Source organism: Sphingobium sp. VMM, assembly GCF_056790315.1.
This window is the reverse complement of the sequence record NZ_JBXGSI010000019.1, coordinates 21915-48882: the sequence shown is the minus strand read 5'-3', so window position 1 is coordinate 48882 and position 26968 is coordinate 21915. Positions and strand designations below refer to the sequence as shown.

The window sequence follows — 26968 nt, the reverse complement described above, 5'->3', positions numbered from 1 at the left end:
GGATCAGAAGCTCAGGCCGACGCGGCCATAATAGAAGCCGCCGGTGAACCCGATCGGCGAGGTGCCGGCATAGAGCCCCTGGCCCAGCGTGGCGCTGACGTCGCTGGCCTGGTTCTTGTCGGGATAGACGTTGAAGATATTGTTCGCGCCGATCGCGATGTTGACCAGTGGCGTGACCTGCCAGCTGGCCTCCAGGTCGGTGATCCACTTGGCACCATAGCTGCGATCATTCGGATAGGTGGTGACGCCATTGCTGGTGACGCCGTTCTGGTAGGATTTGAAGCCGCCGAAGCGCGTCAGGCGCGACGACAGGGTGAAGTCGCCCATGGTGGCGAGGTTGCTGATCGACAGCTTGGTGCGCGGCAGATTGTTGGTCATGTTGCTGCGACGCGCGCGATCGAACAGGACATAGTCGCTGCCCAGCGCGGCCAGTTCGGGCGGATTGTCGATTATGTGGGTGATCTTGGTCTTGTTGTAGTTGAAACCCAGATTCCACTGCATGTTCACCGTGTCGAACAGGCCATGCTTGTAGGATGCGACGACGTCGATGCCGCGGGTACGGGTATCGATCGCGTTGGTATAATATTGCGCTGTCAGCGTCCGCGCCTCCGCTTCGGGTACGCCGCTGGCGATCAGGATGTTGGAGATCGCCGTGCCGGTCAGGGTGCTGGTGATGGTGATGCGGTCATCCACGTCGATCTGATAGGCATCGATCGTCAGGTTGAAATTGGGGAGCGGGGTCAGCACCACGCCAGCGGAGATGTTGAACGATGTTTCGGGCTGGAGCGGTTTGGCGCCCAGCGCGATCGCGGCCGGATCGTCGACGGCCAGCGTCTTGATCTGCAGCAACTGGTTGGGAACACCGTTGACGGTGCGGAACTGGTTGGTGGTCTGGGTATAGATTTGCTGGGCGACGGCGGGCGCCCGGAAGCCGGTATTGGCGGCCGCGCGAAAGGCGATCCAGTCGGTCGCGGCATAGCGCCCATTTACCTTCCAGATCAGCGTGTTGCCGCTGCCATCGTCATAATGTTCGAAGCGTGCGGCGGCGCCGATCGTGATATCCTTGTTGGGATCCCACGCCACGTCGGCATACAGCGAAACATTGTCGCGGGACATATAGGCCGCGTCGCCCGGCTGGAAGCCGGCCGAGCTTTGCGCGCCCGGCGTCATGCCCGACACGATCGCCGGGCCTACGGCATAGCTGGCCTCATCCCCGGCGAAGGTCTGGTAGCGTTCATGGCGCTGCTGCGCGCCTGCCGACACCTGCAGGTTGCCGCCACCCACATCATAGCCGCGGGTCACGTCGAGCGAGGTGACGAACTCCGAGGATTTGAGGGTGCCGATATAGAATTCGGTGGGGCTGAGCGTGCCCAGCGAGGGGTTGAGCGTGCCTTCCGACGACTGGCGGGCGCGATTGCGGCCATAGCCGGTGGAAAAGTCCCAGTCCCAGCCCGCGACTTCGCCCTTCGCGCCGACGGTGAGTTCGAAATCCTCCTCGTCGATCATGATATGGGGGCGATAGCCGTTGGGGTAGATGCCCATGACATTGTTGATGTCCTTGGGGTAGCGATAGCTGTACCACAGGTCCGACCGCCGCTGGCTGTAGGTGCCGAAGGCGTAGAGTTCGACGCCGCCCAGATCATATCCGGCATTGAGCGCAGTATTGATGCTGCGGGAGGGCATGACGCCATAGCTGGTGGTGACGATGCGTTCGGTGCCGACTGCGGCTGCGTCGCGCGGATCGAGCTGCCCGTTCACCAGCGGATAGAGGCAGGTGGTGGTGGCCGTGACCGAACAGTCGGCGAGCGGCAGCGCACGGTTCGACATTTCCTGCTTCTTGAGGTTGAGCGAGAGGTTGGCGAAACCGTTCTCGCCCAGCTTCATCCCGAAATTGAGGTCGGCCTGATAGAGTTCGCCATCGGACCGGTCGAAATTCTGGCCGGCGGTGAAATTGGCGGAGCCGCCGCTGCTGTCATCCTTCAGGATGATGTTGATGACGCCGGCGATGGCGTCCGACCCATATTGAGCGGCGGCACCGTCACGCAGCACTTCGATATGATCGACCGCGGCGGTCGGGATCATGTCCAGATCGGCCGGGACCGAGCCGTTGTAGAGCGTCGACACCGCGTTGATGAGCGAGGTCTTGTGGCGACGCTTGCCGTTGACCAGGATCAGTGCCTGGTCGGGATTGAGACCGCGCAGGCCGCCGGTCGCGATGACGGTGGAGGTGGCGCCGCCCGCTCGCACCGGCAGGTTGAAGGATGGCACCAGCGTGTTGAGCGCCTGGAACACGCCCGCCTTGCCGGTGCGGGTCAGATCCGCGCCGGAAATAACGTCGATCGGCGTCGGGCTGTCGGTCACGGTACGGGCCTGGCCGCGCGACCCGGTCACGACGATCGCCGGGCCGGGGTCTTCCTCGGCCGCGGCGGTGCTGGCCTGTGGCGGTGCGCTGGCCTGCATCGCGAAGGGAAGTGCCGTGACGCCCAGGCTCGCGACTTCGACGGCGCGGCTCTTGTGGGCCTGGGCGCTCAGCGACAAGGCAATGACATTGTTGTTCGACAGTGTGATCTTCAGCCCCGATCCGGCGATCAGCCGCTGCAACGCGACATCGGGCGCCATCTTGCCGTTGACCGACTGGGCATGCAGGCCGGCGACCTGGTCATAGGGAAAGAGAAGCTGGATGCCAGACTGCTTGGCGAAGAGCGTCAGCGCCGTCTGCATCGACTGGGCCGGAATCTTGAACTTCGCCGGCTCCGCGGCTGCCGCCGACTGGGTGCTGAGGGCAACAACTGTTGCGACCGCGTACAGAGAAACGTTCCGAAAATTACGCGACATCATATCCCCCGTGAAATGATTGGGCTGCGAAATTATTTGCCCTTCGGTGGTGGATACGGAGGCCGATCGCGTTTCTGCTAACGACGCTTAAAAATATCTCATTTTTGTGACGAGGGGGCCTTCGCTATCGGTCTGGCACTGCCTCGACGCAGCGCCGGATCGGGCGCGCCGGAGGGGAGAATGATAAGCACAGGGGGACGAGCGTGGCTGTGGATGTGGACTCGATCAGGGCAAGGCTGGATTGGTTCAAACAGGCCATCCTGCCCCATGAGGGGGTCCTGCGCTCCCGCCTGCGCCGGGTGGTGTCCCACCGCCAGGATGTGGATGACATCGTCGCCGAATGCATGACCCGCGCCTATGCGAATGGCGACATTCACCGCGCACAGAGCGGCAAGGCCTTCCTGTTCCAGATCGCGCGCAACCTGTTGATCGACGAAGCCCGGCGCGAGAAGATCGTATCGCTCGAACTGGTCGCCGAATTCGACGTGCTCCAGACCGACAATTCGACCGAGGAAGCGCTGCACGCGCGCGATGAGCTGCGCCATCTCCAGGCCATTCTCGACACGCTGCCGGCGCAATGCCGGCGGGCCTTCATCCTGCGCCGGGTCCATGAGAAATCGGTCAAGGAGATAGCAGAGGAGATGCAGCTATCCGTCTTTACAGTGGACAAGCATTTGACGCGCGCGGCTGTGAAGATAATGCAAGCCATCGGACAGTTTGAGGGTTCTGGATTTGGTTGGTCGCTACAGAAGCGCGGAGGACATGCAGGCGATCGAGGCCGAAGCGGCTCGTCTGTATCTTAAGGCGCGGGCGAGCGACGCCCCGGAAGACTGGAATGACGCCTATGCCTGGGTGGCGCTGGACCCTGCCCATGGTTTCGCCTTTGCCAAGGCCGAGGCCGGCTGGGAACTGACCGAGCGGCTCAATGAGCTGCCCGCCAGCCAGCAGGACGAACCTGCAGCGCCCGCAATCGCGCTGCCCGACGATCCCGCCCCGGAAGAACCCGTTGCCGAAATCCGGCCGCGACTGGTCGGCCGGCGTGGCCTGCTCATCGGCCTGGCGACCGCCGCCGCCGCGATCGGCGTCGCCTCCACCGTCGCGCTGCGCCTGCTCGGCACGGTCGATCATTATCGCACGGCCCTGGGCGAGACCCGCACGGTGCAGCTTGCCGACGGCTCCCGCATCCATCTCAACACCAACAGCTCGGTCGAGGTCGCCCTGCGCGACGACATCAGGCAGATCACCCTGCTGAAGGGCGAGGCGCAGTTCGATGTCGCGCATGACAAGAAACGGCCCTTCATCGTCAATGCCGACGGGACGCTGGTGCGTGCCGTGGGCACGATGTTCAACGTCCGCCTGCGCGCCGATGTCACCGAACTGACCGTGATCGAGGGGATTGTGGCGGTCCGCAACGGCGACTCCGCCGTCCGTCGGATCGAAAGCGGGCGCAGCGCCGCCGTGCGCAGCGGCAGCATCGCCGTCACCCATCTGGAACCGGCCAAGATCCGGCAGCGCACCGCCTGGCAGGCCGGCATGGTCGAGTTCGAAGGCGACACGCTCGCCCAGGCGGTCGAGGAGTTCAACCGCTATCGCCCCACCCCGCTGGTGATCGGCGATCCGGCGATCGCCAGCCTGCGGGTCGGCGGTGCCTTCCGCCTCGACCGGTCGCAGGATTTCGTCGACGCGCTCGAAAGCGGCTTCGGCATCCGCGCCGTTCCGGGCAGCGACAATTCGATAATTTTGGTGTCTGCCGAAGGCAGTTAGAGCCTGTCTGGGCATGCGCCTCTGGCGCATCCGCACCGGCCCGCATCCCCACCCGACCGCCCAGACATGGTATCCTGATGGGTGGTCGGGTGGGGTTCAAACGAGTCACGTGCCTCGTTTGAAGGCCGGTGCCGCATCGAACATGCGCTCTTCCGCGCATTTTCCAATCAGGCTTTTAGCAGAACGCACCGGGCCGTCCGTATCAACGGGGATGGAACATGTTGCGTCTCTCTCCCCAGCCAGTCTTTCCCGCCAGGATCGCCTGAAATCCATCCTTGGCGGATCGATCGGCAATCTGATCGAATGGTATGACTGGTATGTCTATTCCGCCTTCACCCTCTATTTCGCGCCGGTCTTCTTCCCGTCGGACGACAGCACCGCTCAACTGCTGAATGCCGCGGCGATCTTCGCCGTCGGCTTCCTGATGCGGCCGATCGGCGCCTGGGCGATGGGCATCTATGCCGACCGCAGGGGGCGCAAGGCGGGTCTCACCCTGTCCGTCATGATGATGGCCGGCGGATCGCTGATGATCGCCGCCATCCCCGGCTATGCCAGCATCGGCGTCGCCGCGCCGGCCCTGCTGCTGCTCGCGCGCCTGATGCAGGGCCTGTCGATCGGCGGCGAATATGGCGCCAGCGCCACCTATCTGTCGGAAATGGCGCAGAGCGACCAACGCGGTTTCTTCTCCAGCTTCCAATATGTGACGCTGATCGCCGGCCAGTTGCTGGCGCTCTGCGTCCTGCTGCTGCTCCAGCTTTTCCTCACCGAACATCAGCTCGAAAGCTGGGGCTGGCGCGTGCCGTTCGTGATCGGCGGAGTGATGGCGGTCGGCGTCTATCGCCTGCGCCGGGGCCTCAAGGAAACCGAAGCCTTCGAGGAAAGCGCGGCGGTCAGCGAACAGCCCCGCTCCAGCGGCCTCAACCTCATCCGCCGCCATCCGCGCGAAGTGCTGCTGGTCATGGCGCTCACCGCCGGCGGCACGCTCGCCTTCTATGCCTACAGCACCTATATGCAGAAATTCCTGGTCAACAGCGCTGGCTTCGGCCGCCAGACCGCGACCGCGATCATGGCGTCGGCGCTGTTCATTTACATGCTGCTGCAGCCCATGGCCGGCTGGCTGTCCGATCGCATCGGCCGCAAACCGCTGCTGATCGGCTTCGGCATCAGCGGCGTCCTGTTCACCACCGCGATCTTCACGGCGCTGGAACGCGTCACCTCCTCCTTCGGCGCCTTCCTGCTGGTGCTGGGCGGCCTGGTGATCGTCACCGGCTACACCTCGATCAACGCGATCGTGAAGGCAGAGCTGTTCCCGGCCAATATCCGGGCGCTGGGCGTCGCGCTTCCCTATGCACTGGCCAACACCCTCTTCGGCGGCACCGCCGAATATGCCGCGCTCTGGATGAAGCATGCCGGGATGGAAGACGGCTTCTACTGGTACGTCACCGCCATGATCGCGCTGTCGCTGATCGTCTATCTGCGCATGCCCGACACGCGCAAAACCAGCCAAATCTGACAGAAAGAGGGGAATATCCATGCCATCGCTGAACCGGACGCTTTGCCATATCCTGCCGCTGATGCTGCTGTGCCAGCCGGCAACGGCGCAGGATGCGGCACCGCCTGCCGAGCCACCCTTCACCTCCATACAGCCGGGCGATTTCGCCATCGCCGGATCCCTGTCCAACAGTTGGGCCGACTTCGACAATGATGGCGACCTCGATCTCGTTGTCTCGCTCAAGGGGGGCGATATCCGCCTCTATCGCAATGACAATGGCACGTTCGTGAACGTCGGGCCGGAACTGGGACTTCCCACATCCGGCCCGGAAATGCGCGGCGTCGCTTGGGGCGATTATGACGGCGACGGCTGGATCGACCTGCTGGGCGGGGCGACCATGCCGGGCGAACAGAGCCTTGTGTTCCGCAACGAAGGCGGCAGGAAGTTCACCAATGTCGCGCCCGAACTGGGGCTGACCATCCCCAACCGTTCCGCGCGCCAGACCAGTTGGGTCGACTATGACAATGACGGCGACCTCGACGTCTATGCTGCCAATCGCATCGGCCCCAACAGCCTCTATCGCAACGACAAGGGCAAGTTCGTGCAGGTCTTGGCCGGCACCGGCGTGTCGGATAGCCGGCCGACCGTGGGCGCCTGCTGGTTCGACTATAATCGCGACGGCTTTCTGGACGTCTTCCTGGCCAATCAGTCAGGCGCGGCCGATGCGCTGTGGCGCAACAATGGCGACGGCAGCTTCACCGATGTCGCGCCCGAACTGGGCCTGGATAATCCGGGCCGTTCCAAGGAGGAAGGCGGTGTCGGCTGCGCCGTTGGCGACTATGACAATGACGGCTATCTTGATCTGTTCGTCCCCAATTATGGCGTGAATGCGCTCTACCATAATAATGGCGACGGCACCTTCACCAACGTCGCCAAGGAGATGGGGGTCGGCATCGACAATCATGCCGTCGGCGCGGTGTGGGGTGATTATGACAATGACGGCTATCTCGACCTCTATGTCACCTCCTATCATGGCCCGCGCGACCAGCAGCAGCCCAGGGACAGTCTCTTCCATAATGAAGCGGGCAAGGGCTTCCGCCAGGTTCTGACCGAAACGTCGCAGCTCAATGTCGGCGACCATGGCGTGCAATGGGTCGATTATGACCGGGACGGTGCGCTCGATCTGTCGGTGATGCGTGGTTATACCAGCCAGGGCGGCCATTTCCTGTTCCACAATGATCTGGACCGGGCAGCGGCCAGGCGCAGCCTGTCGGTTACGCTGCTCGACGCGAAGGGGCGTTTCACCCGCATGGGGGCGGAAGTGCGCCTCTATGACAAGGCCGGCAAGATATTGGCCACGCGACAGCTGTCGACGGGCGACGGCTATAATTCGGAAAATGCGGCGCCTCTGCATTTCGGCCTGAAAACCATGGACGCGGTCAAGGTCGAAGTCACCTGGATGAGCCGCAAGGGGCGCAAGATCCAGACCTTGCCGAACGTCGATCCGGCGAAATATGCGGGTAAATCGCTCGTCATCAGGGAGCGGTAAGTCTCGCGAGATCGGGGGCTGCGGGCAGGGCATCCGCAGCCCCCGGCGCTTTCAGGTCGCGTCGAACCGGGTGGCGCCCGCTGGCAGCGAGAAGCGCTTGAGCGTGCGAGCCTCTGCCTGGGGTGCATAGATGGTCGACATGGCGATATAGTCGCCGGTCGCCTGTTCCCGCGTCAGCGTCAGCAGGATATAGCCCTTGGCGCGCTGGTCGCAGAAGGCGACCTCCGGGCTTGCCTGTTGCAGCAGGTCGCCGATCGGCATTTTCGGCAGCATGTCGCCGATCGACGGGCTGCTGATCGATGACGTGCCAAATTCCACGCCGATGGCATTGCCCTGTGCGTCGGCCAGTTGATTGGCCCAGAAGGCATGGCTGTCGCCGGCCAGCACCAAGGGATGGGCGCCGGCCCGGCGGATGCTCTGGTACAGCCGCTCGCGCGCGGCCGGATAGCCGTCCCAGGCATCGAGGTTGAACGGCAGGCCGGCGCGATAGCCCGCTTGCGCCAGTTCCACCTGCGCCCGCACCGACGGTTCCAGCGTCGCGATCATGGCCGCGGCCTTCTCTGTGCCGAACAGCTTGGCGAGGTCCGGGCCGTTGACCCGCGCCATCACCACCTGATTGCCCAATATCTGCCAGGGCGTGCCGGCCTTGACCGACGCGGCCAGTTCCTTCTCCAGCCAGGCGCGCTGCGGCTCGCCCAGCATCTCGCGGTCCGGCCGGTTGCGTTCGGCCAGCACCGCCGCGACTTCCGATCGGCCCGGCGTCTCGCCCTTGAAGCCGGCCTGTTCGCTGCGGGCGAGCAGGCGCGTCTCGACCATCAGCAGGGTGGCGAGGTCGCCAAAATCGAACCGGCGGTTGATCGCTTCCCAGGGATTATTGCCCTGCGGATCGCGGATCGGCATCCATTCGAAATAGGCCTGCATCGCGGCCGCCTTGCGCTTCGCCCAGTCGCCCTCGGTCGCGGGCTGGTGATTTTCCGCGCCGCCGATCCAGCTGTCATTGGCGGTTTCATGATCGTCCCAGACGCAGATGAAGGCGGCACGGGCATGGGCCGCCTGCAGGCTCCTGTCGCCCTTGTAATGGGCATGACGGGTGCGATAGTCGGCCAGCGTCACGATCTCATGCGCGGGTTCCAGCCCGCGCCCGATCTTCTGGCCGATCTCCGCGCCATAGCCGTCGGCGCCATATTCATAGATATAGTCGCCCAGATGCACGACCGCATCGATCCGGTCGAGCGCGGCGATCGAGTCATAGGCGGTGAAGAAGCCGCCGGGGTAGAGCTGGCAGGAGACCACCGCCAGCACGGCATCGGCCGCGGCGCCCCTGGCCAGGGTGCGAAAGCGACCGACGGGTGATTGCGTGCCGTCCGCCAGTTCGAACCAGTAATGATAGTCATGGCCGGCCTTGAGCGTGCGCGGCTCGACCTTGACCGTGAAGTCGCGGGCGGGGCGGGCCTGCGCGGTGCCGCTTTCGACCGGCTTGCCGCCGGCGCTTTCGGCGACATGCCAGCGCAGCGCCATCGCCGCCTGCTGCGCCGGGTCGGCCGGGGTGACGCGGGTCCACAGGATCGCGCCGCGCTGGGTCGGGTCGCCGCTGGCCACGCCATGGACGAAGCTGGCGGCGGCTTGTGTCGCCGCCATGCCGATGCCGGGGAGGGCAGCGCCCGAGCCGATCAGGCCCAGCGCCGCGCGACGGTCAAGCGTCATGCTGTCCTCGCTCATTGCGCACCGCCAAAGCGGAAGCTGGCCGACACGCCATAGAAGCGCGGTGCCCCGCCGATGAAGGTCGGCATGCCCAGGCTGTCGCCGGTATTGCCCGCATCCATGATATATTTCTTGTCGAAGGCGTTCTCGATGAAGCCCTCGATCCGCCAGGCGCCACCGGGCGCTTCATAGCCAAGCCGCGCATTGACCAGCGCATAGCTGCCCTGAAATTCGTCCTGGATAGTGTCGGCGACCAGAGCGGCGGGCGGCTGCTGCAGGTCCGGGCGGTCATTGTCATCGTCGAAATAGACCTTCGACTGCCAGGTGACGCTGGGCGTGAAGACGATGCGGCCGGGGCCGGCGGGCAGGGACGCCTGCGCACCGAAGGACGCGCTATGGTCGGGCGACAGGCGGAAGCGGTTGCCGTCGCGCACGCCCGTCTTGAAGCGGCTGTGATTATAGGCATAGGTCGCGAACAGGGTCAGCACATCGCTCGGCACCCAGCGCATCTGCCCTTCGAAGCCATAGCTTTCCGCCTTGCCGGCGTTGGTCAGGACGAACTGCGTGCCTTGCTGCACCGTGGTCTGGAAATTATCATATTGGTAGAAGAAGGCCGCCCCGTCGAGGAACAGGGTGCGGTTCATCAGCGCGGTCTTTGCGCCCAGTTCGAAACTGTCGACCGTTTCGGAGTCCAGCACGGAAAAGCGGGTGGCGCCCATCGGCGCGGACGGCGCGCTGGCCGCCAGCACTTGCGGGCGACGGCCACGGGCATAGGTGGCATAGAGGCTGGTGTCGGTGCCCGGCTTGTAGCGGGCGGTCAGGCGCCAGGAAAAGCCGCCATTGCGCAGCGTGTCGCTGTCGACCCCGCCATTGCCGGCGGTCGGCTGGGCGCCGAGGCCGAACATCGGCACCGGATAGGCGGCCGAGGTCGGGATGTTCGCCGCGCCGGGCACGGCCAGCGCCTGCAGCAGCGCGGTGCGCACCGCCGCCGGCTGGCTCAGCGCGCCGATCAGCCCGCCCAGGATAGACCGGCCATTGTCGACCGACGACATATAGGTGCTGCGCTTGTCGTCATGGGTGTAGCGCAGACCGCCGCCAAGCTCGAACTGGTCGGACAGGCGCAGGGTCACGTCGCCGAACAGGTCGAAGGCGCGGGTGCGCGCGCCATTGGTGGTGCTTTCGAGATGGTTGGACTTGAGGTTGGCGGCGATCGCCTGGGCCTGCGCGCTCGACAGCGCGACGCCATAGGCGCTGGCGACACCCTGCAGCAGCGCGCCGGTGAAGGCGGGGCTGGCGAGTAGGGCGGCCGGCACCGGATCACTCGCGGCGCGGCCGGGGATGGCACCGCCGCCGTTCAGCGCGCCGGCCAGCCGGGCGAGGGTGGCGCGCTCGTCAAACTGGGTGGGGACGCGCTGCGTGCCATTTTCCCAGAAATAGCTGCCGCCCAGGAAGGCGGAGATCGGGCCGCTTTCATAGGTCAGGCGGAATTCCTGGCTGAACTGGCGACCGCGCGCATCTTCCGCCGCGGTCAGCATCGGCAGGGAAATGCCGTCCGCGTCGAAGATTTCCAGCGCGTCGAAGCGGCGGAAGGCGGTGGTGGACGTGAGGTTGAACTGGTCGTTGAGCTTCAGCCTGGCGATGCCGGTGACGCCCCAGACCTGGCGATCAAGGCCCAGCCCCTTGCCACCCTCAAAGCCATCGGCGGCTGCCAGCGCGGCGCCGCTGTTGCGGCCGCGATCGCCGATCACGGCACCGGTGGCCGGATCGGTCGGATTATAGGCGATCGACTTGAAGCCGGTGCCGCTTGGCGTGTCCTTCTGGTAATTGCCGATCAGGTCGAAGCTCAAATCGCCTTTCTCGCCATGGAAGCTGCCGCGCACCGCCTTGGTGTCGGCCGAGTTGAAGTCGGCGCCGCCCAGCAGATTTTCGGTATAGCCGTCGCGCTTGCGGATGCGGCCGGCCAGGCGGATCGCCATGCCTTCGCCGATCGGCGCATTGACCATGCCCTCGGTCAGCCAGCTGTTATAATTGCCATAGGAGACCCGGCCCGCTGCTTCGACATTGTCGAGCTGCGCCTTGTTCTGGATGATGTTGACCGCGCCGATCAGCGCGCCGCGACCATAGAGGGTCGATTGCGGCCCCTTGGCGATCTCGACCCGCTCGATATCGAACAGCTCGACATAGGAGCCGCGCGACTTGGAGATGGAAACGCCATCCTGATAGAGTGACACGCGCGGTTCGTTGCTGGCGGTGCCGCTATCCGACGTGATGCCGCGCATCACGAAGCCGGGATTGTTGGGCGACTGGTTCTGCACGTCGAAGCCCGGCACGAAGCGCGATAGCGCGTCGAACTCATAAAGGCCCATACGGTCCATCTGTTCGTTGCCGACGACGCTCAGCGCCATCGGCACGTCGATCGGGTCCTGTTCGCGCAGCTGCGCGGTGACGATGATCGAATCGGCCGGGGCGGCATCGGGCGTTTCGGCATGGGCGGTTGCCGTAGCGAAAACGGGCAGGCTGATAGCGGCCATAGCAAGAGAACGGAAGTGCATGATATTTCTCCCCTTTCGGCGCTCGGGTAGGAGGGGAGTATGAAGCGCGCATGACAGTGATGCGCAGCTTATATGACGGCTGCACTGGACGCGCTCTGCCGCCATCTGGCACCAGCCCGGATCAGCCGGCAACTGGTCCGCCGCGGGGATATATAGGCGTCGCCCGGCTCAGGCCGCCGGTGCGGGCCGCGTCAGCCGTTCCGCCAGGAAGTCCACGAATACGCGCAGCCGTGCCGGCACATTGGTGCCGCCCAGGAACACGGCATGGATCGTCTCGATATCGCCGGGATTATAGTCTTCCAGTAACGGCACCAGGTCGCCCGATGCCAGTTCCGGCTGGACGCTGAACCGGCCGACCCGCGTGATGCCGACGCCATCGGCCGCCAGCTGCCCCAGCGTTTCGCCATTATTCGCCTCGATCGTGCCGCGCACGCTCAGCGCATAGTCGCGCCCGTCCTTGCGGAAGGGCCAGACCGGTTCGGCGCGGCGAAAATTGAAGTTCAGGCAGTTATGGTCGTGCAGATCCTCCGGCACGACCGGCGTGCCATGGCGGGCGAGATAGGCGGGCGAGGCGACGATGACACGGCCATTCTCGCCCAGCTTGCGGGCGGTCAGCGGACTGTCGGCCAGCGGACCGAAGCGGATCGCGACGTCGGCCTGGCCGCCGGCAATGTCGACCAGCCGGTCGCTCAGGCTGATGTCGACCAATATATGCGGATAGAGCTGCGCAAATTCGCCGAGCAGCGGCACGATGCACAGCCGGCCATGGGAGTGGGCGGCGCTGACCCGCAAGCGTCCGCGCGGCGCGCCGCGATCGGCGATCGTCTGTTCCGCCTCGTCCAGATCGGCCAGGATGCGGCGCGCGCTGGCCAGATAGGCCTGGCCCTCCGCCGTCAGCGTCAGCGCGCGGGTGGAGCGCAGCAATAGCCGGACGCCGAGCCGATCCTCGATCCGGTCGACCGCGCGGCTGACGGCGGAGGGGGTGAGGCCCAGCAATCGCCCCGCGGCCGAAAAACTGCCTTCAGCCACCACGGTCGCAAAGGTTTCCAGCGCCCGCGCCCGATCGGCATGAAAGGGTATCTTTTCATCCATTGCAAAGATCCTTCGCCTTGCGGCCCTCTAAACGCGGGGAGTCCTGCCTTCCATTTATGCGTCCATCACGGAATGGAAAGGGATGAAGATGGAATATCGGCAATTGGGGGCATCAGGCCTGCGCGTGCCGGCGCTCAGTTTCGGCACCGGCACTTTCGGCGGCTCGGGGCCTTTGTTCGGCGCCTGGGGCCATAGCGACGCGCAGGAGGCCCGTCGCCTGCTCGACATCTGCCTCGAAGCCGGCATCACCCTGTTCGACACTGCCGACGTCTATTCGAACGGCGCGTCCGAAGAGGTGCTGGGCGCGGCGATCAGGGGACGGCGCGATCAGCTTCTGATCTCGACCAAGCTCGGCCTGCCGACCGGCGATGGTCCCAATGACTGGGGCGTGTCGCGCGACCGGCTGATCGGCGGCGTGGAAGCCGCGCTCCGGCGCCTTGGCACCGATCATATCGACCTGCTGCAACTTCACGCCTTCGACGCGTCGACCCCGGTCGAGGAATTGCTGGCGACGCTCGACGGGCTGGTCCGCGCCGGCAAGCTGCGCCATGTGGGCGTGTCCAACTATCCCGGCTGGCAGCTGATGAAGGCGCTGGACGTGGCGGATCGCCATGGCTGGCCGCGCTTCGTCGCCCACCAGGTCTATTATTCGCTGATCGGCCGCGCCTATGAGGCCGATCTGATGCCGCTTGCCGCCGACCAGGGCGTGGGCGCACTGGTGTGGAGCCCGCTCGGCTGGGGCCGCCTGACCGGCAAGATCCGGCGCAGCAGCCCGATCCCGGAGGGCAGCCGCCTGCACCAGACCGCCGCCTTCGCGCCGCCGGTGGAGGAGGAGCATCTCTATCGCGTGGTCGACGCGCTGGACGAGATTGCGGCGGAAACCGGCAAGACGGTGCCGCAGGTCGCGCTCAACTGGCTGTTGCAGCGGCCGACCGTGTCGTCGGTCATCATCGGCGCCCGCAACGAGGAACAGTTGCGCCAGAATCTGGGTGCGGTCGGCTGGTCGCTGACCGCCGATCAGGTCGCCCGGCTCGACCGGGCCAGCTACCAGATGCCGGCCTATCCCCACGCCCCCTATCACCAACAGGCCGGTTTCGCCCGGCTGAACCCGCCGCTTGTCTGACGGGAGGAGCATCATGAAGATCAATCCACCGCTGCTCGCGCTGGCGGCCGGTGCCTTCGGCATCGGCGTCACCGAATTTGCGCCGATGGGCCTGTTGCCCGTCATCGCCACCGATCTTGGCGTCTCCATCCCCGCCGCCGGCCTGCTTATCAGCGCCTATGCGATCGGCGTCATGCTGGGCGCGCCGCTGATGACGCTGACCACCGGCCGCTTGCCGCGCCGCACCCTGCTGATCGGCCTCGCCGCCATCTTCACCATCGGCAATCTGATCGCGGCGCTCTCCACCAGCTATGCGATGCTGCTGTTCGCGCGCATCATCACCTCGCTCAACCATGGCGCCTTCTTCGGCGTCGGATCGATCGTCGCCGCCAGCCTGGTCCCGCCCCAGCGGCAGGCGGGCGCGGTCGCCGCCATGTTCATGGGGCTGACCATCGCCAATGTCGTCGGCGTGCCGCTGGCGACCTGGGCGGGGGAAGTCATGGGCTGGCGTGCGGCCTTCTGGGGCATCGCGGCGCTGGGCGTGCTCACCATCGCGGCATTGCGCCTGACCCTGCCCGACATGCCGGCCCCGACCGAGGGCGATGCACGGTCCGAACTGCGCGTGCTGATGCGCGGGCCGGTGCTCGCCGCGCTCGGCCTTACCGTGGTCGGCGCCAGCGCGATGTTCACCGTCTTCACCTATATCACGCCGATCCTGCGCGATCAGACCCATGGCTCGATCGGCTTCGTGACGGCGATGCTGGTCCTCTATGGCGTGGGCCTCACCATCGGCAACTGGCTGGGCGGGCGCTTTGCCGACCGGTCGGTGGACAGGACGCTGATCGTGACGCTTGCTGCGCTGACGGCGATCCTCATCGCCTTCGCCTTTGCCATGCCCTTTGCCGGGCCGACGGCGGTGCTGATCTTCCTGTGGGGGATTGCCAGCTTCGCGCTGGTGCCGCCGCTGCAGGTGAGGGTGATGAGCGCCGCGGCCGATGCGCCCAATCTGGCGTCTTCGATGAACATCGGCGCCTTCAACCTGGGCAATGCGATCGGCGCAGCCCTGGGCGGCGCTGTGATCGCCGCTGGGTTGAACCTGCCGTTCGTCGCGATCGCCGGGGCCGCTGCGTCCAGCCTCGGGCTGATCGCGCTGCTGCTCAGCCGCCGCAGCGGCGCGCCGCGTGCCGCCACCGCCTGACGCTCACAGATAGGCGACACGGGCCGGCACGGTCACGCGGATGGTCGTGCCGGTCCTGGTGGTGGAGATGATCTCCACCGCGCCATCCATCCGTTGCGCCCGTTCGCGCATGCCGACCATGCCATAATGGCCTTCGCGCGATCCGGCCGCCAGCACCGCTGCGGACAGGCCGATGCCATCATCGATGATCGCCAGCGACAGCCGGTCGGTGCCATGATGCAGCTCGACGATGATGGTCCGCGCCGCCGCATGGCGCAGGCTGTTGCTGATCGCCTCGCGCGCGATCCGCATCATCTCGTCGGCGACCGGGGCGCAGACCAGCCGCACGGTGCCGGCCTCCTCGACGCGCCAGTCCAGCCGGTCGCCGACCATCTCGTCCAACAGCGCGCGCAGACGGACCGCCATCGCCACCGGCTGCAATGCCTGTCGCAGCGAATGGACCCGCTCGCGACTGTCGACCAGCACATCCTCGGCCCGGTCGAGCGCGCCTTCCAGCTCGGTGCGGGCGCGTTCGCCGCGCGGCAGCAACTCGACCACCGCCTGGAAGCGCAGCATCAGCCCCTGGAACCCCTGCAACAGCGTGTCGTGCAGTTCCCGTGCGATCCGTTCGCGCTCGGTCAACTGTGCCTCGACCCGGCTGCGTGCCCGCTCGGTCACGACATGCAGGCGCCGGCGGTAGAGCAGCCAGCCGGCCAGCAGGATCAGGCTGATGCACAGGATGCGGAACCAGCGCGTCTGGTAGAAGGCTGGGGCGATCTCGAACGCGAGCGCTGCGCCCTGCCTGTTCCATACCCCGTCATTGTTGGCCGCGATCACAAGGAAGCGATATTGGCCGGGCGCCAGATTGGTATAGAGCGCCTGCCGCTCCGTCCCGGCATCGAACCAGCCGGTGCCGCTGCCCTCCAGCCGATAGCGGAAACGGTTCTGCGCCGCATCGGTCAGGCTGAGGGCGCTATAGTCGATCTGCACCCGGCCGCTATGGGCGGGCAGGGCGATGCGGCCCGCGGCCAGCGGATAGGCCTTGCCATCGACCCGCAGCGACCGGATCGCCACGGGCGGCGGCACGCCATTGCGGGCCAGCCGGGCGGGATCGCTCCAGGCCAGACCCTGATCGGTGGCGAACCAGAGCTGGCCGTCGCGATCGAGGGCGATGTCGTTCGCCTCGAACAGGTTGGATCGCGCCCGATAATCGGCTTCCTGGCCGACCCGCTGATAGGGGATGGGGCGATCGGGCTGGGCAAGGCCCTTGTCCAGCGCATCGCTGCGCATCCGCACGATACCGGTTGCACCGTTGATCCAGGTCCAGCCATCGGCGGTGCGGGCGATGCCGGTAATCCCGGCCAGATAGGGATGGGTGCGTTCGCCCAATGACTGCAACCGGCCACCCTTCAGGCGCGCCAGCCCCTTCATCCCGCCGATTAGCCAGCTTTCGCCATCCGCGCGCAACGTCAGGATCGACCCGATCGGGCTGGTCCCGGCGGGCAGCAGCGCCGTCTCTTCGCCATCGCGAATGCGCAGCAGCCCGCGCCGGCTGCGCCCGGCGATCAGGCCGCCATGCCCATCGGCGCGCAACAGGGTGATGGTGCCGCCCGGCTGCCCCGCCGCGCCGCTCGCCGGCACCAGCCGCCCGCCGTCCAGCCGGTAGAGCCGGTCCATCCCGGTCCAGAACTGTCCGCGATCGTCGCGTGCGCAACTGACCGACAGCGGCCCTTCGACCGACGTCGTGCGGCGGACATCGCCGCGGTCGTCCAGGTCGAGCAAGAAGGCGCCTTCCAGGCTGATCGCCAGCAATTGCCGGTCGTCGCCGCACAGCACGCCAATGTCGGCGCGCGGGAAGATCAGCCGGGGCTGGCGCTGGCCCGGCCCGACGCGGTAGACGCCGCCGATACCGGCATAGAAGATATGGGCCGATCGCGCCGGCGCGACGAAGCCGGTCACCAGCGCCTCCTCGCCCGCGCCGATCAGGCTGGCGGCGGCATAGCGTTCCACCCCGGTCTCGGTGCCGACCCAGATATTGCCTTCCCGGTCCTCCAGCGCGGCGAGCGACAGCGGCATGTGCCCGGCCGCGGCCTCGACCTTGTCGCCGCCCGCAGGAAGCCGCGCCAGGCCGCCATTCTGACCGGTAATCCAGGCCGTGCCCTGGCGATCGACATGGATATGGCGGGTGACATAGGGGGTGTTGACGGGATCGAGCCGGGCCGCGGCCTGCCCGCCGGAAATCGGCCGGATGCCGCTGTCGTCCGCCAGCCATATCCGGCCCGCCCTGTCCTCGTCCAGCGCGGCGAAGGGGGCGACCTGCATCGCCAGCGGGGCGAAGCGCGCGGCACCGGGCGCCAGCCGCAGCAGGTGCGGCGGCAAGGCGAGGTAGAGGCTGCCGTCCGACGCGGCCAGCATCGGCCCCATCATGCCGTCGGTCAGGCCCTGCTGCGCGCCATAGCGGCGCCAGCGGCCATGCTGGTAACGCGATAGCAGCATCTTGCCGCGGGCTTCCGCCGCGACCCAGATCGATCCGTCGCGCGCCTCCACGATGCCGGCGACGCCGCCCTGCGCCGGCCAGGGATTGGCATCGCGCATATGGCCGTCGCGATAGAGGGCGATGCCGCCGAAATCATGGCCGACCCAGATGTCGCCATTGCGCGCCGCCAGCAGGGCGGTGACCTGCAAGGATCGGCGCGGGTCGTCGCGATCGGCCAGCATGCGCTCGAACCGGATGCCGTCAAAGCGGTAGAGGCCGGTCGAAGATCCCAGCCACAGATAGCCGTCCTTGCCCTGCGCCAGCGCACGGACATTGCCCGGCGCTCCGTCCTTCAGTGTCCAGCGGCTGTGGCGCAACTGGCTGATCGACTGGCTCGGGTCCAGCGCCTGCCCCGGCTGGGCCAGCAGCATGGCCGCGCTCGCCGTGATGATCGCCCGGCGCTTCATGATCTTCTGCTCGTTCGCGACATGGGGGCCTTGGGGCGGGAGGAATCGACAGCCGTAGCGCTGCGGGCCGATGCGATACAAGCCCCCCGTTAGAGGGACGCTCGCCCCCTCCATCCGGGCTTTGGGAAATCGTGACGCAGCCGCATCATTCCCGCCATGCCGGATATCGCCAGTCTCAACACGCGCCCCAACCTGCCGCATCGGCTCGACGCCGCGCCGCTTCTGGACCTGCTGACGCGGGCGCAGATGCTGCTGCATCGCGACCCCAACCGGGCGGACCTGTGCCTCGATCAACTGCGCAACCTGCTGCGGCAGGGCACGGATGCGGACGACGGCGTCGCCATGCTGGCCCGGCGTCCCGACAGCCATTGCCCACCGCCGACCGGCGGGCTGGCCGGCTGGCAATTGCGCAAGGTGACCGCCTATGTCGAGACGCGGCTGGGCCGCACGCTGGTGACGGAGGAACTGGCGCTGGTGGCGAGCCTGAGCCCCGGTCATTTCTGCCGCGCGTTCAAGGTCAGCATGGGCGAGACGCCCCATGCCTATGTCATCCGCCAGCGCATCCGCCGGGCACAGCGGCTGATGCTGGAAACCGGCCACAGCCTGTCGGACATCGCCAGCGCCTGCGGCCTGACCGACCAGGCGCACCTGACCCGGCTGTTCAAGCGGCTGGTCGGCACCACGCCGCTGTCCTGGCGCCGGACCTGGCAGGGATCGCCATTGGCGGCACAGGCATGAACAGCAAAAGGCTGGAGGCGTTCACCGACGGGGTGATCGCGATCATCATCACCATCATGGTGCTGGAACTGAAGGTGCCGCGCGGGGGATCGCTCGCCGATCTCACCCAATGCCTGCCGTTGCTGATCGCCTATCTGCTCAGCTTCGTGAATGTCGGCCTCTACTGGAACAATCACCATCATCTGTTCCAGCTCAACCCGCGCATCGACGGGCGGGTGCTGTGGGCCAATCTCTTCCTGCTCTTCTGGCTCAGCCTGGTTCCGTTCGTCATCCGCTGGCTGGACGAGAGCGCCTGGTCGACCGGAGCGACGGCGGCCTATGGCATGGTGTTGGGCGCGGCGGCGATCGGCTATTTCCTGACCGAACGGGCGATCATCGCCTGCAATGGCGCAGGCTCCAGGCTCGCCCGCGCGCTCGGCATGGACTGGAAGGGGTGGGGAACGCTGGCCATTTATGGCGCGGCCATTCCCCTGAGCTTCGTCAGCCGCTGGCTGGCGGTCGCGCTCTATGTGCTGGTCGTCGCGCTCTGGTTCGTGCCCGACCGGCGGTTCGCGCGGGTCGCGCTGCCCTGATCTTCAGCCCCCGTGGGGCAGGGCGGCGGCCGGGTGGCGGACGCAGAGCAGGGTGCCGACCAGCACGATCGCGCCCGATACCAGCAGCGGCAGCGCCAGCCCCATATGCACCACCATCAGCGCGCCGGCCGCCGCTCCCGCGAAGATGGCGACGATCGCCGCGATCCGCCGGCCAAGATTGGGATTGGCGCCGCCCGCCAGGCTGGAATCGGCCGCAATGCCGGTGACGGTCAGGGTCAGCACGGTGGTGGTGAGGTCGGGCACCTTCAACTGCCGGATGGTGGCGTTGCGAAAGCCCATGGCGATGGCGGTCAGCGCAATGATCGCGAACAGGCCGGTGGCGGGCTGGAGCGTGGGCACATGGAAGTTCAGCGCGACGATCGCCGCGATCCACAGCAAGGCCGCCTCGATCAGCGCGGCGAGGGTGAGCCAGTGGCGCAGCGGGCGCTTGCCCAAGCCCTGGCCGACCCGGCCGGCGATCAGCGCGCCGATGAAGAAGGTCAGCAGCGCGACCAGATAGGGCGCCACCCTGAAGCCCGGCGTCTGCGCCGCGGCGAAGCCCAGGAACACGACATTGCCGGTCATGTTGGCGGTGAACACCTTGCCCAGGCCCAGCACGCTGACCGCGTCGACCAGGCCGGTGGTCGCCGACAGCAGCAACAGCAAGCCGGGCAGGGGGGATGCGCTTTGGGACGCTGGCGGCATGATGATGCTCCTCACAGGATCTAGAAACGAAAATTGGCCTCAAGGCCGGTCATGGCGATGGTCTGGGCCGGGCCGGTCTCACGGATGAAGGCGCCCGGCGCGAAAAATGACAGCGAAGTTGACAGTTCCAGCTCTGCCGTCGCCTGCCAGGCCAGCGTCGCCTCCACCTCCTTGCCGATGAAGCGGGCGCGGCTGTCGCCGGGGCCACGGATCAGGTTGCCGGGAATGTCGTAGACGCCGTCATGGCGGGCGTATCGCCAATAGGCCATGCCGGCGACGCTGGCGGAAAAGCCGTCGCTCAGCGGCGCGCTGATCCGGGGATTGAGGCTGACGATGTTGGTCGGCCCGACGGGCGAGAGTTCGCCGAAATATTTGCCCTTGGGGAAGAGCGCGTTGAACGTGCCCAGCCTGTCATCTTCGCTGTCACGATCGCCGCTCACGATGTTGAAGCGCAAGGTGGCGTCGGGCGACAGCGGCAGGCCGGGCAGGGTGCGGCCGACTTCGGTGCCGAGCGTCCAGGCGGTAATGCGCTGCCCGTCATAATGGCCGAACTGATAGACGCCCTCGACATTCCAGTGCCAGTCGCCCCGCACGCCGTGCGAACGAAGGCCGAAACTGTGGCGCTCCTCCCGCCCGGTCAGCCCGCCGAAGCGCGCGGCGCGGTTGCGATAGCCCAGATAATAGAGGTCGAGATCCGGCAGCGTCGCATAGGCCCCCCACAGCCTGCGGGTGTCGGACGTGCGATCGTCGAAACTGGCGGGGCCGGGCTGTACCGGGTTGAGCAGGAACAGGTCGAGCGCGCGGCCTTCGCCCAGGGACAGGCTGCCGCGCACGCCGTCGAACGCCAGCGGGGTGTTGGGACCATAGCGGGTGCCGACCAGCCTTTCGGTGCCGAGTGAAACCATCTGGCGCCCGGCGCGCAGGGTGACGGGGCCGGCGCCGACTTCGGCAAAGCCCTGGAGCAGGTCGAGCCGGCTCTGGTCGATCGGGCTGGCCGAGGGCGCAACGCCGACCGCATGGCTGATGATCGGCTGGACAAAGGCACGGGCATGGAGCCGGTCCGGCGCGCCGACATGCAGGTCGGCATAGGGCATGGCGCGTGCCCATAAATAGCTGTCGTCGGGCGCATCGGCCCCGCCCCAGAGATTGTCGGCATAATTTTCGTTGCGCAGCCGCAGCTCGACGCCGGTGGACAGCCAGACATCGGCGCCCAGCGGGATATATTTGAACTGCCCCGTCCAGTGATGGTTGCGCTTTTGAGCGTCCGCCAGATCCGACCAATCCTCGTCATAGCGGGTGATCGACAGGGTCGGCGCCTGCCAGGCCTCCCGCGTCTGCGCGGCCAGCGGCGGGCAAGCGCAGAGCGAGAGGGCAAGGCAGACTGATTTTTTACACACGGCGCTGCGCCTGTTCGGCGACCAGCGCCGCCAGGATGAAGCCGCCGATCAGACCCAGATGCTCGAAAAAAGCATTGGTGGCTATGAACCGCTCCTGCCCCATCGGCATCATCCAGAAGGCGTTGGCGGTGAAGGCGGCCAGCAGGGTGAAGACGCCCAGCATCCCCGCGCCCAGCCAGGCCATGCGGCCGGTCAGGATCAGGATCGGCCCGATCAGTTCGATCGCGATGGTGAGCGCGGCCCAGAGCGCTGGCGGGTTCATGCCGAAATGCGCCTGCTCGGCAACCGCCGCCGGCCAGTCCGTCAGCTTGACGATGCCGCCCAGCAGATAGGCGCCGACCAGCAGCAGCCGGGCGTTGAACCAGGTCGGCTTCCAGTCGAGGATCGCGTCAACGAAGCGGGGATCGCGGTCGGCGCGCATTTTACTTCGCCTCGGGCGCATGAACTTCGGCGATATAGCCGCCTGGGAAGCGCAGGATCGCGCTCTGGCGACCGGCGATGCTCTGCGGCGCGACCAATGTTTCGACGCCGGCGGTCTTCGCCTTGGCCAGCGTGGCGTCCATGTCGGCGACCTCATAGCCGGTCATGTCGCGGCCATAGGGCCAGGGGAGTTGGCCGTCCGAGACGAAGAGGGTCATCTTGCCATAGCCGCTCTCGATGGCGACGCGGCGGATGGTCTTGCCGGGCTGGCCGATTTCCTCGCCCTTGGCGGCGCGATCGTCGGAGACGATCCTGCCATGGGCAAAGCCGGTCCAGTCCCTGATGAACCGGTCAGCGACGTCGGCGGTCAGGTAGATGCGGTTTTCCGGCACGGTGGTCAGCGCGGGATAGCTGGGCTTGGCGGTGTGCCAGTAGAGCTGCATGTTCACGCCGCCGGCCCATTGCACCACCACGTCGCGGCCGATGGGGTCGGGGAAGGTAGTGATGCGGCGCACCGCGCCATGCTTGAGCGCGGAGGCAACGGCACCGTCCATGTCGCTCACCAGATAGCCGGTCCGCTCATCGCCGAACGGATAGGGGATCGGCGTCTTGAAGCCGAAGACCGAGACGGTGCCCGCCGGGGTCAGTGCCAGTTGCGACTTGGTCAGGCTGGGCGTCGGTGTCACCTGGAACTCGCCCTGTTTCGACGTCTTGCCGCCGAAGGTCGCGACGAAGCTGGTGACGAAGGCGTCGAACTGGCCTTCGGGCACATAGACATGGGTCGTGTCATATTGCGGGCCGACCGCATAATCGGCGCTGGCGGCGGGCTTTGCGATGGCGACCGGCATAGGCATCAGGACGGCGGCGGCGAATTGGAAGGCGAAGCGCTTCATAGACTATCTCCAGGCAGGAAGTCTTTCTCGTCATCCCCGCGAAGGCGGGGATCCATCTCCGGGCGTTGCGCCGTCGGGCTTGGTTGCGAGATGGATTCCCGCTTGCGCGGGAATGACAATGATTTGCGGTTATCGTCAGACGGCCCAGCAGCCGCAGCCCAGCGATCCCCAGAAGGTCTGGACATCGGCGGCCGGCGCATCGGCGCCCAGCGCCGCGGCATGGTCATGGCCATGGACGCCGCAGGCCGAATGGCAGCCACAGGCCGACGCCAGCTGCGCGCGCGCCTCACGGGTCTTGTGATAGCCGCCGAAGGTGGCGACCGGCGACCAGTCGGGCATGGGCTTTGGCAGGGCGGGCGCCAGCGGGGCATAATCGCCCTCGCCATGGACCACCTTGCCGCCGAGCAGGGTCAGGACCGATCGGATATGGACGATCTGATCCTCCGGCACCGCAAAATAGTCGGCCGACAGCAAGGCGAGGTCGGCCAGTTGCCCGGCCTTGATCTGCCCTTTCTTGCCGATCTCGTTGGAGAACCATGTATTCTCGTGCGTCCACATCGCCAGCGCCTTTTCCCGGCTGACGCGATTGTCGCCGCGATAGAGGGCGAAGCCGCCGACGGTGCGGCCGGTGACGAGCCAGCTCAAGGATACCCATGGATTGTAGCTGGCGACGCGGGTGGCGTCGGTGCCTGCACCAACCGGGATGCCCGCCGCGATCATGCGGGAAATCGGCGGGGTGCGCTCGGCTGCCTTGGCGCCATAGCGTTCCACGAAATATTCGCCCTGATAGGCCATGCGATGCTGCACCGCGATGCCGCCGCCCAGTGCGGCGATCCGGTCGATATTGCGGTCGCTGATGGTTTCGGCATGGTCGAAGAACCAGTTGATGCCCTGCAAAGGGATATCCCGATTCACCTTTTCATAGACGTCGAGCGCGCGGCCGATCGTCTCGTCATAGGTGGCGTGCAGGCGCCAGGGCCATTTATGTTCGGCGAGCAGGCGGATGACCGGCTCCAGATCGCCTTCCATGCTGGGCGCCATGTCCGGCCGGGGGTGGCGGAAATCCTCGAAGTCGGCGGCGGAATAGACCAGCATCTCGCCCGCGCCATTATGGCGATAGGTATCGTCGCCCTGCCCCGGCGTGACTTGGCGAACCCAGCCGGAGAAATCGGCCAGCTCCTCCTTCGGCTTCTGGGTGAAGAGATTATAGCTGATGCGGACGGTCAGTTGATCCTCCTGATGCAGCTTCTCGATGATCTCATAATCGTCTGGATAATTCTGGAAGCCGCCGCCCGCGTCGATCACGCCGGTCACGCCCAGCGCATTGACGTCGCGCATGAAGTGGCGGGTGGAATTGAGCTGATAGTCCTGCGGCAGCTTCGGCCCCTTGGCCAGGGTCGAATAGAGGATGGTCGCATTGGGCTGGGCCAGCAGCAGGCCGGTCGGGTTGCCAGCCGCGTCGCGGACGATCTCGCCGCCCGGCGGATTGGGCGTGTCCTTGGTATAGCCCACGACGCGCAGCGCGGCGGCGTTTAGCAGCGCGCGATCATAGAGGTGCAGGATGAAGACCGGCGTGTCGGGCGCGACGGCGTTCAGTTCGGCGATGGTCGGCAGGCGCTTTTCCGCGAACTGATGTTCGGTGAAGCCGCCGACCACGCGGACCCATTGCGGAGCAGGGGTACGGGCGACCTGGCTTTTAAGCATATCCATCGCCTCGGCCAGCGTCGGCACGCCGTCCCAGCGCAGCTCCATGTTGAAATTCAGGCCGCCGCGAATGATGTGCATGTGGCTGTCGATCAGGCCGGGGATCAGGCGATGGCCCCTGGCATCGATCACCGTCGCATCCGGCGCGGCGGCGCGCACCTCCGCTTCGCTGCCCACGGCCAGGAACTTGCCGTCGCGGATCGCGACCGCTTCCGCCACCGGATTGCTCCGGTCCAGCGTCGTCACCTTGGCATTGACGATGATCGTGTCGGTCATGGGGCTGTCCTTGGCTTGAGCAGGAAAGGGGGAGAGAAGGGCAGAGGCGGCCACCCCGGCCATGGCGTCGCGGCGGGTAATCACGCGTCGCCCTTTTGATTGTCGGCCTGATTATTCGGGAGCGTGCCCAGCACATGGTCGCGGCATTCGTTGCGCACGAAGCGGGTCAGTTCATGGGCATCGGCCCAGCGCCTGGCGAGCGGCACGATCTGTTCGCCGACCAATATGCCCAGCAGGCCGATCAGGGCCACCACCGGGGGCGCGGGCGAGCGCACCCCCAGCAGCGAATAGACGATGCCGACCAGGAGACCGGCGCCGAGGGAGAGAAGATAGACTTTCATCGCCGGTCTCCTGCGTCTGCGATCAGGCCTGGATGAAGGCGAGGATGTCGGCGTTCAGCACGTCGGCATTCACCGTCAGCATGCCGTGCGAATAGCCCTCGTAAATCTTGAGGGTCGCGTTCGGCAGGATCTGCGCCTGCAGCACGCCGGCATTCTTGTAGGGAACGACCTGGTCGTCATCGCCATGCAGCACCAGGGTCGGCACGGTGATCGCGGTCAGATCGTCGGTCTGGTCGGTTTCGGAGAAGGCCTTGATGCCTTCATAATGGGCCTTGGCGCTGCCCATCATGCCCTGGCGCCACCAATTGTCGATGACGGCCGGCTTCACGTCCGCGCCGTCGCGGTTGAAGCCGTAGAAGGGGCCGGCGGCGACATCGTGGAAGAATTGCGCACGGTTGGCGGCCAGGCCGGCACGCAGGCCGTCGAACACGTCCATGGGCAGGCCGCCGGGATAACGGTCGGTCTTCAGCATGATCGGCGGCACCGAACTGACCAGCACGGCCTTGGCCACGCGGCCTTCGGGCAGGCCATGGCGGGCGACATAAGCGGCCACTTCGCCGCCGCCGGTCGAATGACCGATATGGATGGCGTTCTTGAGGTCGAGATGGCGGGCGACGGCGGCGGCGTCGGCGGCATAATGTGCCATGTCATGGCCTTCGCTCACCTGGGCCGAGCGGCCGTGGCCGCGACGGTCATGGGCGACGACGCGATAGCCCTTCGACAGGAAGAACAGCATCTGCGCGTCCCAGTCGTCCGCCGACAGCGGCCAGCCATGGTGGAACATGATGGGCTGGGCGTCCTTTGGACCCCAATCCTTGAAGAAGATGTCGACGCCGTCATCCGTGGTCACGAAGCTCATGGGGATTTCCTTTGCTCGGGTGGGGAAAGGGGAGAGGGGGAGGGACCGGCGGTGCGTGGGGAGAGGGGGAGGCACCGCCGGCCCCTGGCGCAGGTCAGTGGCCGCCTTCGGAGGCGCCGAACATGGCCTTCGCATATTTGATGCCCAGGCCGTATGCGCCGCCAAATTCCTTGGCGATGCCGGTGGTGGACTCATAGGTTTCGGTGCGCGCCCAGTCGCGCTGCAGTTCCAGCATGTACTGGAGCGAGGTCATCGGCTTGGCGCCGAGCTGGATCATGCGCTGCACGGCGCGCTCATGTGCTTCCTCGCTGATGTCGCCACAGGCGTCGGCGATGAAATAGACGTCGAAGCCCTGGTCGATCGCGGAGGCGACCGGGCCGACGATGCAGACGCTGGTCCACAGGCCGGCGAAGATGATCCGCTCCTTGCCGATGCGGTTCACTTCCTCGATCACGGCGGCATCTTCCCAGGTGTTCATGCTGGTGCGGTCGAGCAGGGGCTGGCCAGGGAAGGCGTCGGTGATCTCGCTGAACATCGGCCCCGAAAAGCTCTTTTCGGCCACGGTGGTCAGGATGGTCGACACGCCGAACGACTTGGCGGCGCGGCTGATCAGGGCGGCATTGTTGCGCAGCAGTTCCGGCGCGATCGACTTGGTGGCGAAGGCCATTTGCGACTGGAAGTCGATCAGGACCAAAATATGGTCGGTCGGCGAGATGAGGGACTTGCCCGGCGTCGGCGTGGCGGTGATCGTCATGGGTCGGCTCCTTGGTTTCGAGCAGTCGTCGCTGCTGTGAAGACAGTGTTAGCCGGCGTGCCTGATCCGAAATATCCAGATAAAATGCACCGGCTTGTTCTA

Annotated in this window: 21 protein-coding genes; 8 read left to right on the top strand and 13 right to left on the bottom strand. The window is 66.2% G+C overall.

The window, feature by feature from the left end; genetic code table 11:
• Positions 1–3: 3 nt before the first annotated feature.
• Entirely contained in the window at positions 4–2838 is a 2835-nt protein-coding gene (locus ACUCV3_RS21105) for a TonB-dependent receptor domain-containing protein (protein WP_279776212.1), read from the bottom strand.
• 200 nt (positions 2839–3038) lie between these two features.
• Here ACUCV3_RS21105 and ACUCV3_RS21100 point away from each other — a divergent pair, with 200 nt between their 5' ends.
• From ACUCV3_RS21100 to ACUCV3_RS21085, 4 genes are all read left to right on the top strand, one after another.
• Positions 3039–3638 (top strand): RNA polymerase sigma factor, encoded by a 600-nt coding sequence (locus ACUCV3_RS21100; RefSeq protein WP_279731161.1) that lies wholly within the window; start codon positions 3039–3041, stop codon positions 3636–3638.
• Positions 3598–4599: a FecR family protein gene (locus ACUCV3_RS21095; protein ID WP_072895656.1), complete on the top strand. Its 1002-nt coding sequence runs from the start codon at positions 3598–3600 to the stop codon at positions 4597–4599. Before ACUCV3_RS21100 ends, ACUCV3_RS21095 begins: the two co-directional genes overlap by 41 nt.
• Positions 4600–4810: 211 nt before the next feature.
• Positions 4811–6112, top strand: coding sequence for an MFS transporter (locus ACUCV3_RS21090; protein WP_279731165.1), 1302 nt, complete (start codon positions 4811–4813; stop codon positions 6110–6112).
• Between the two features lie 19 nt (positions 6113–6131).
• Positions 6132–7640, top strand: a complete 1509-nt coding sequence (locus ACUCV3_RS21085) for a CRTAC1 family protein (protein ID WP_279731166.1) — start codon at positions 6132–6134, stop codon at positions 7638–7640.
• Positions 7641–7691: 51 nt separating this feature from the next.
• Here ACUCV3_RS21085 and ACUCV3_RS21080 read toward each other — a convergent pair whose 3' ends face one another.
• The 3 genes from ACUCV3_RS21080 to ACUCV3_RS21070 all read right to left on the bottom strand — a co-directional run bounded on the left by ACUCV3_RS21080 (position 7692) and on the right by ACUCV3_RS21070 (position 12985).
• Complete coding sequence (locus ACUCV3_RS21080) at positions 7692–9344, bottom strand: alkaline phosphatase D family protein (protein ID WP_482241118.1); 1653 nt, start codon at positions 9342–9344, stop codon at positions 7692–7694.
• Between the two features lie 11 nt (positions 9345–9355).
• The gene (locus ACUCV3_RS21075) at positions 9356–11893 is read right to left on the bottom strand and encodes a TonB-dependent receptor (RefSeq protein WP_482241117.1); all 2538 of its coding nucleotides are present in this window, start codon (positions 11891–11893) and stop codon (positions 9356–9358) included.
• A 168-nt stretch (positions 11894–12061) separates the two neighbouring features.
• Positions 12062–12985 carry a LysR family transcriptional regulator gene (locus ACUCV3_RS21070; RefSeq protein WP_069336468.1) on the bottom strand — a complete coding sequence of 308 codons (924 nt, stop codon included), beginning with the start codon at positions 12983–12985 and terminating at the stop codon, positions 12062–12064.
• Positions 12986–13073: 88 nt separating this feature from the next.
• Between ACUCV3_RS21070 and ACUCV3_RS21065 the strand changes: the two genes are divergently transcribed.
• Both ACUCV3_RS21065 and ACUCV3_RS21060 read left to right on the top strand, forming a co-directional pair.
• On the top strand, positions 13074–14108 hold the full coding sequence (locus ACUCV3_RS21065) for an aldo/keto reductase (RefSeq protein WP_279731175.1): 1035 nt from the start codon (positions 13074–13076) through the stop codon (positions 14106–14108).
• A gap of 13 nt (positions 14109–14121) precedes the next feature.
• Complete coding sequence (locus ACUCV3_RS21060; protein ID WP_048937536.1) at positions 14122–15285, top strand: MFS transporter; 1164 nt, start codon at positions 14122–14124, stop codon at positions 15283–15285.
• A 3-nt stretch (positions 15286–15288) separates the two neighbouring features.
• Here ACUCV3_RS21060 and ACUCV3_RS21055 read toward each other — a convergent pair whose 3' ends face one another.
• The gene (locus tag ACUCV3_RS21055) at positions 15289–18207 is read right to left on the bottom strand and encodes a ligand-binding sensor domain-containing protein (RefSeq protein WP_482241116.1); all 2919 of its coding nucleotides are present in this window, start codon (positions 18205–18207) and stop codon (positions 15289–15291) included.
• A 156-nt stretch (positions 18208–18363) separates the two neighbouring features.
• Between ACUCV3_RS21055 and ACUCV3_RS21050 the strand changes: the two genes are divergently transcribed.
• Positions 18364–18945 (top strand): helix-turn-helix domain-containing protein, encoded by a 582-nt coding sequence (locus ACUCV3_RS21050; protein ID WP_279731727.1) that lies wholly within the window; start codon positions 18364–18366, stop codon positions 18943–18945.
• Positions 18942–19517 carry a TMEM175 family protein gene (locus tag ACUCV3_RS21045; RefSeq protein ID WP_010338162.1) on the top strand — a complete coding sequence of 192 codons (576 nt, stop codon included), beginning with the start codon at positions 18942–18944 and terminating at the stop codon, positions 19515–19517. The genes ACUCV3_RS21050 and ACUCV3_RS21045 overlap by 4 nt, the downstream gene beginning before the upstream one ends.
• A gap of 3 nt (positions 19518–19520) precedes the next feature.
• Here ACUCV3_RS21045 and ACUCV3_RS21040 read toward each other — a convergent pair whose 3' ends face one another.
• From ACUCV3_RS21040 to ACUCV3_RS21005, 8 genes are all read right to left on the bottom strand, one after another.
• Complete coding sequence (locus tag ACUCV3_RS21040) at positions 19521–20222, bottom strand: YoaK family protein (RefSeq protein ID WP_279731726.1); 702 nt, start codon at positions 20220–20222, stop codon at positions 19521–19523.
• A 20-nt stretch (positions 20223–20242) separates the two neighbouring features.
• The gene (locus tag ACUCV3_RS21035; RefSeq protein WP_279731725.1) at positions 20243–21619 is read right to left on the bottom strand and encodes an alginate export family protein; all 1377 of its coding nucleotides are present in this window, start codon (positions 21617–21619) and stop codon (positions 20243–20245) included.
• Positions 21612–22040 (bottom strand): DoxX family protein, encoded by a 429-nt coding sequence (locus tag ACUCV3_RS21030; RefSeq protein ID WP_482241115.1) that lies wholly within the window; start codon positions 22038–22040, stop codon positions 21612–21614. The genes ACUCV3_RS21035 and ACUCV3_RS21030 overlap by 8 nt, the downstream gene beginning before the upstream one ends.
• Before the next feature lies 1 nt (position 22041).
• A complete protein-coding gene (locus tag ACUCV3_RS21025; protein ID WP_279731724.1) occupies positions 22042–22932 on the bottom strand; it encodes a VOC family protein in 891 nt (296 codons plus the stop codon).
• Positions 22933–23067: 135 nt separating this feature from the next.
• Positions 23068–24912 carry an amidohydrolase gene (locus ACUCV3_RS21020; protein ID WP_279731723.1) on the bottom strand — a complete coding sequence of 615 codons (1845 nt, stop codon included), beginning with the start codon at positions 24910–24912 and terminating at the stop codon, positions 23068–23070.
• 80 nt (positions 24913–24992) lie between these two features.
• Positions 24993–25253: a XapX domain-containing protein gene (locus ACUCV3_RS21015; RefSeq protein WP_125987670.1), complete on the bottom strand. Its 261-nt coding sequence runs from the start codon at positions 25251–25253 to the stop codon at positions 24993–24995.
• Positions 25254–25275: 22 nt separating this feature from the next.
• Positions 25276–26112 carry an alpha/beta fold hydrolase gene (locus ACUCV3_RS21010; RefSeq protein WP_482241114.1) on the bottom strand — a complete coding sequence of 279 codons (837 nt, stop codon included), beginning with the start codon at positions 26110–26112 and terminating at the stop codon, positions 25276–25278.
• A 94-nt stretch (positions 26113–26206) separates the two neighbouring features.
• A complete protein-coding gene (locus tag ACUCV3_RS21005) occupies positions 26207–26866 on the bottom strand; it encodes a hydrolase (RefSeq protein WP_037512509.1) in 660 nt (219 codons plus the stop codon).
• Positions 26867–26968: the final 102 nt, after the last annotated feature.

Bases quoted from the DNA above. Each gene is read 5' to 3' on its own strand.
- ACUCV3_RS21105 (WP_279776212.1), bottom strand. From the start codon at position 2,838: ATGATGTCGCGTAATTTTCGGAACGTTTCTCTGTACGCGGTCGCAACA.
- ACUCV3_RS21095 (WP_072895656.1), top strand. From the start codon at position 3,598: ATGCAGGCGATCGAGGCCGAAGCGGCTCGTCTGTATCTTAAGGCGCGG.
- ACUCV3_RS21090 (WP_279731165.1), top strand. From the start codon at position 4,811: ATGGAACATGTTGCGTCTCTCTCCCCAGCCAGTCTTTCCCGCCAGGAT.
- ACUCV3_RS21085 (WP_279731166.1), top strand. From the start codon at position 6,132: ATGCCATCGCTGAACCGGACGCTTTGCCATATCCTGCCGCTGATGCTG.
- ACUCV3_RS21080 (WP_482241118.1), bottom strand. From the start codon at position 9,344: ATGACGCTTGACCGTCGCGCGGCGCTGGGCCTGATCGGCTCGGGCGCT.
- ACUCV3_RS21075 (WP_482241117.1), bottom strand. From the start codon at position 11,893: ATGCACTTCCGTTCTCTTGCTATGGCCGCTATCAGCCTGCCCGTTTTC.
- ACUCV3_RS21070 (WP_069336468.1), bottom strand. From the start codon at position 12,985: ATGGATGAAAAGATACCCTTTCATGCCGATCGGGCGCGGGCGCTGGAA.
- ACUCV3_RS21065 (WP_279731175.1), top strand. From the start codon at position 13,074: ATGGAATATCGGCAATTGGGGGCATCAGGCCTGCGCGTGCCGGCGCTC.
- ACUCV3_RS21060 (WP_048937536.1), top strand. From the start codon at position 14,122: ATGAAGATCAATCCACCGCTGCTCGCGCTGGCGGCCGGTGCCTTCGGC.
- ACUCV3_RS21055 (WP_482241116.1), bottom strand. From the start codon at position 18,207: ATGAAGCGCCGGGCGATCATCACGGCGAGCGCGGCCATGCTGCTGGCC.
- ACUCV3_RS21050 (WP_279731727.1), top strand. From the start codon at position 18,364: ATGCCGGATATCGCCAGTCTCAACACGCGCCCCAACCTGCCGCATCGG.
- ACUCV3_RS21045 (WP_010338162.1), top strand. From the start codon at position 18,942: ATGAACAGCAAAAGGCTGGAGGCGTTCACCGACGGGGTGATCGCGATC.
- ACUCV3_RS21040 (WP_279731726.1), bottom strand. From the start codon at position 20,222: ATGCCGCCAGCGTCCCAAAGCGCATCCCCCCTGCCCGGCTTGCTGTTG.
- ACUCV3_RS21030 (WP_482241115.1), bottom strand. From the start codon at position 22,040: ATGCGCGCCGACCGCGATCCCCGCTTCGTTGACGCGATCCTCGACTGG.
- ACUCV3_RS21025 (WP_279731724.1), bottom strand. From the start codon at position 22,932: ATGAAGCGCTTCGCCTTCCAATTCGCCGCCGCCGTCCTGATGCCTATG.
- ACUCV3_RS21020 (WP_279731723.1), bottom strand. From the start codon at position 24,912: ATGACCGACACGATCATCGTCAATGCCAAGGTGACGACGCTGGACCGG.
- ACUCV3_RS21015 (WP_125987670.1), bottom strand. From the start codon at position 25,253: ATGAAAGTCTATCTTCTCTCCCTCGGCGCCGGTCTCCTGGTCGGCATC.
- ACUCV3_RS21010 (WP_482241114.1), bottom strand. From the start codon at position 26,112: ATGAGCTTCGTGACCACGGATGACGGCGTCGACATCTTCTTCAAGGAT.
- ACUCV3_RS21005 (WP_037512509.1), bottom strand. From the start codon at position 26,866: ATGACGATCACCGCCACGCCGACGCCGGGCAAGTCCCTCATCTCGCCG.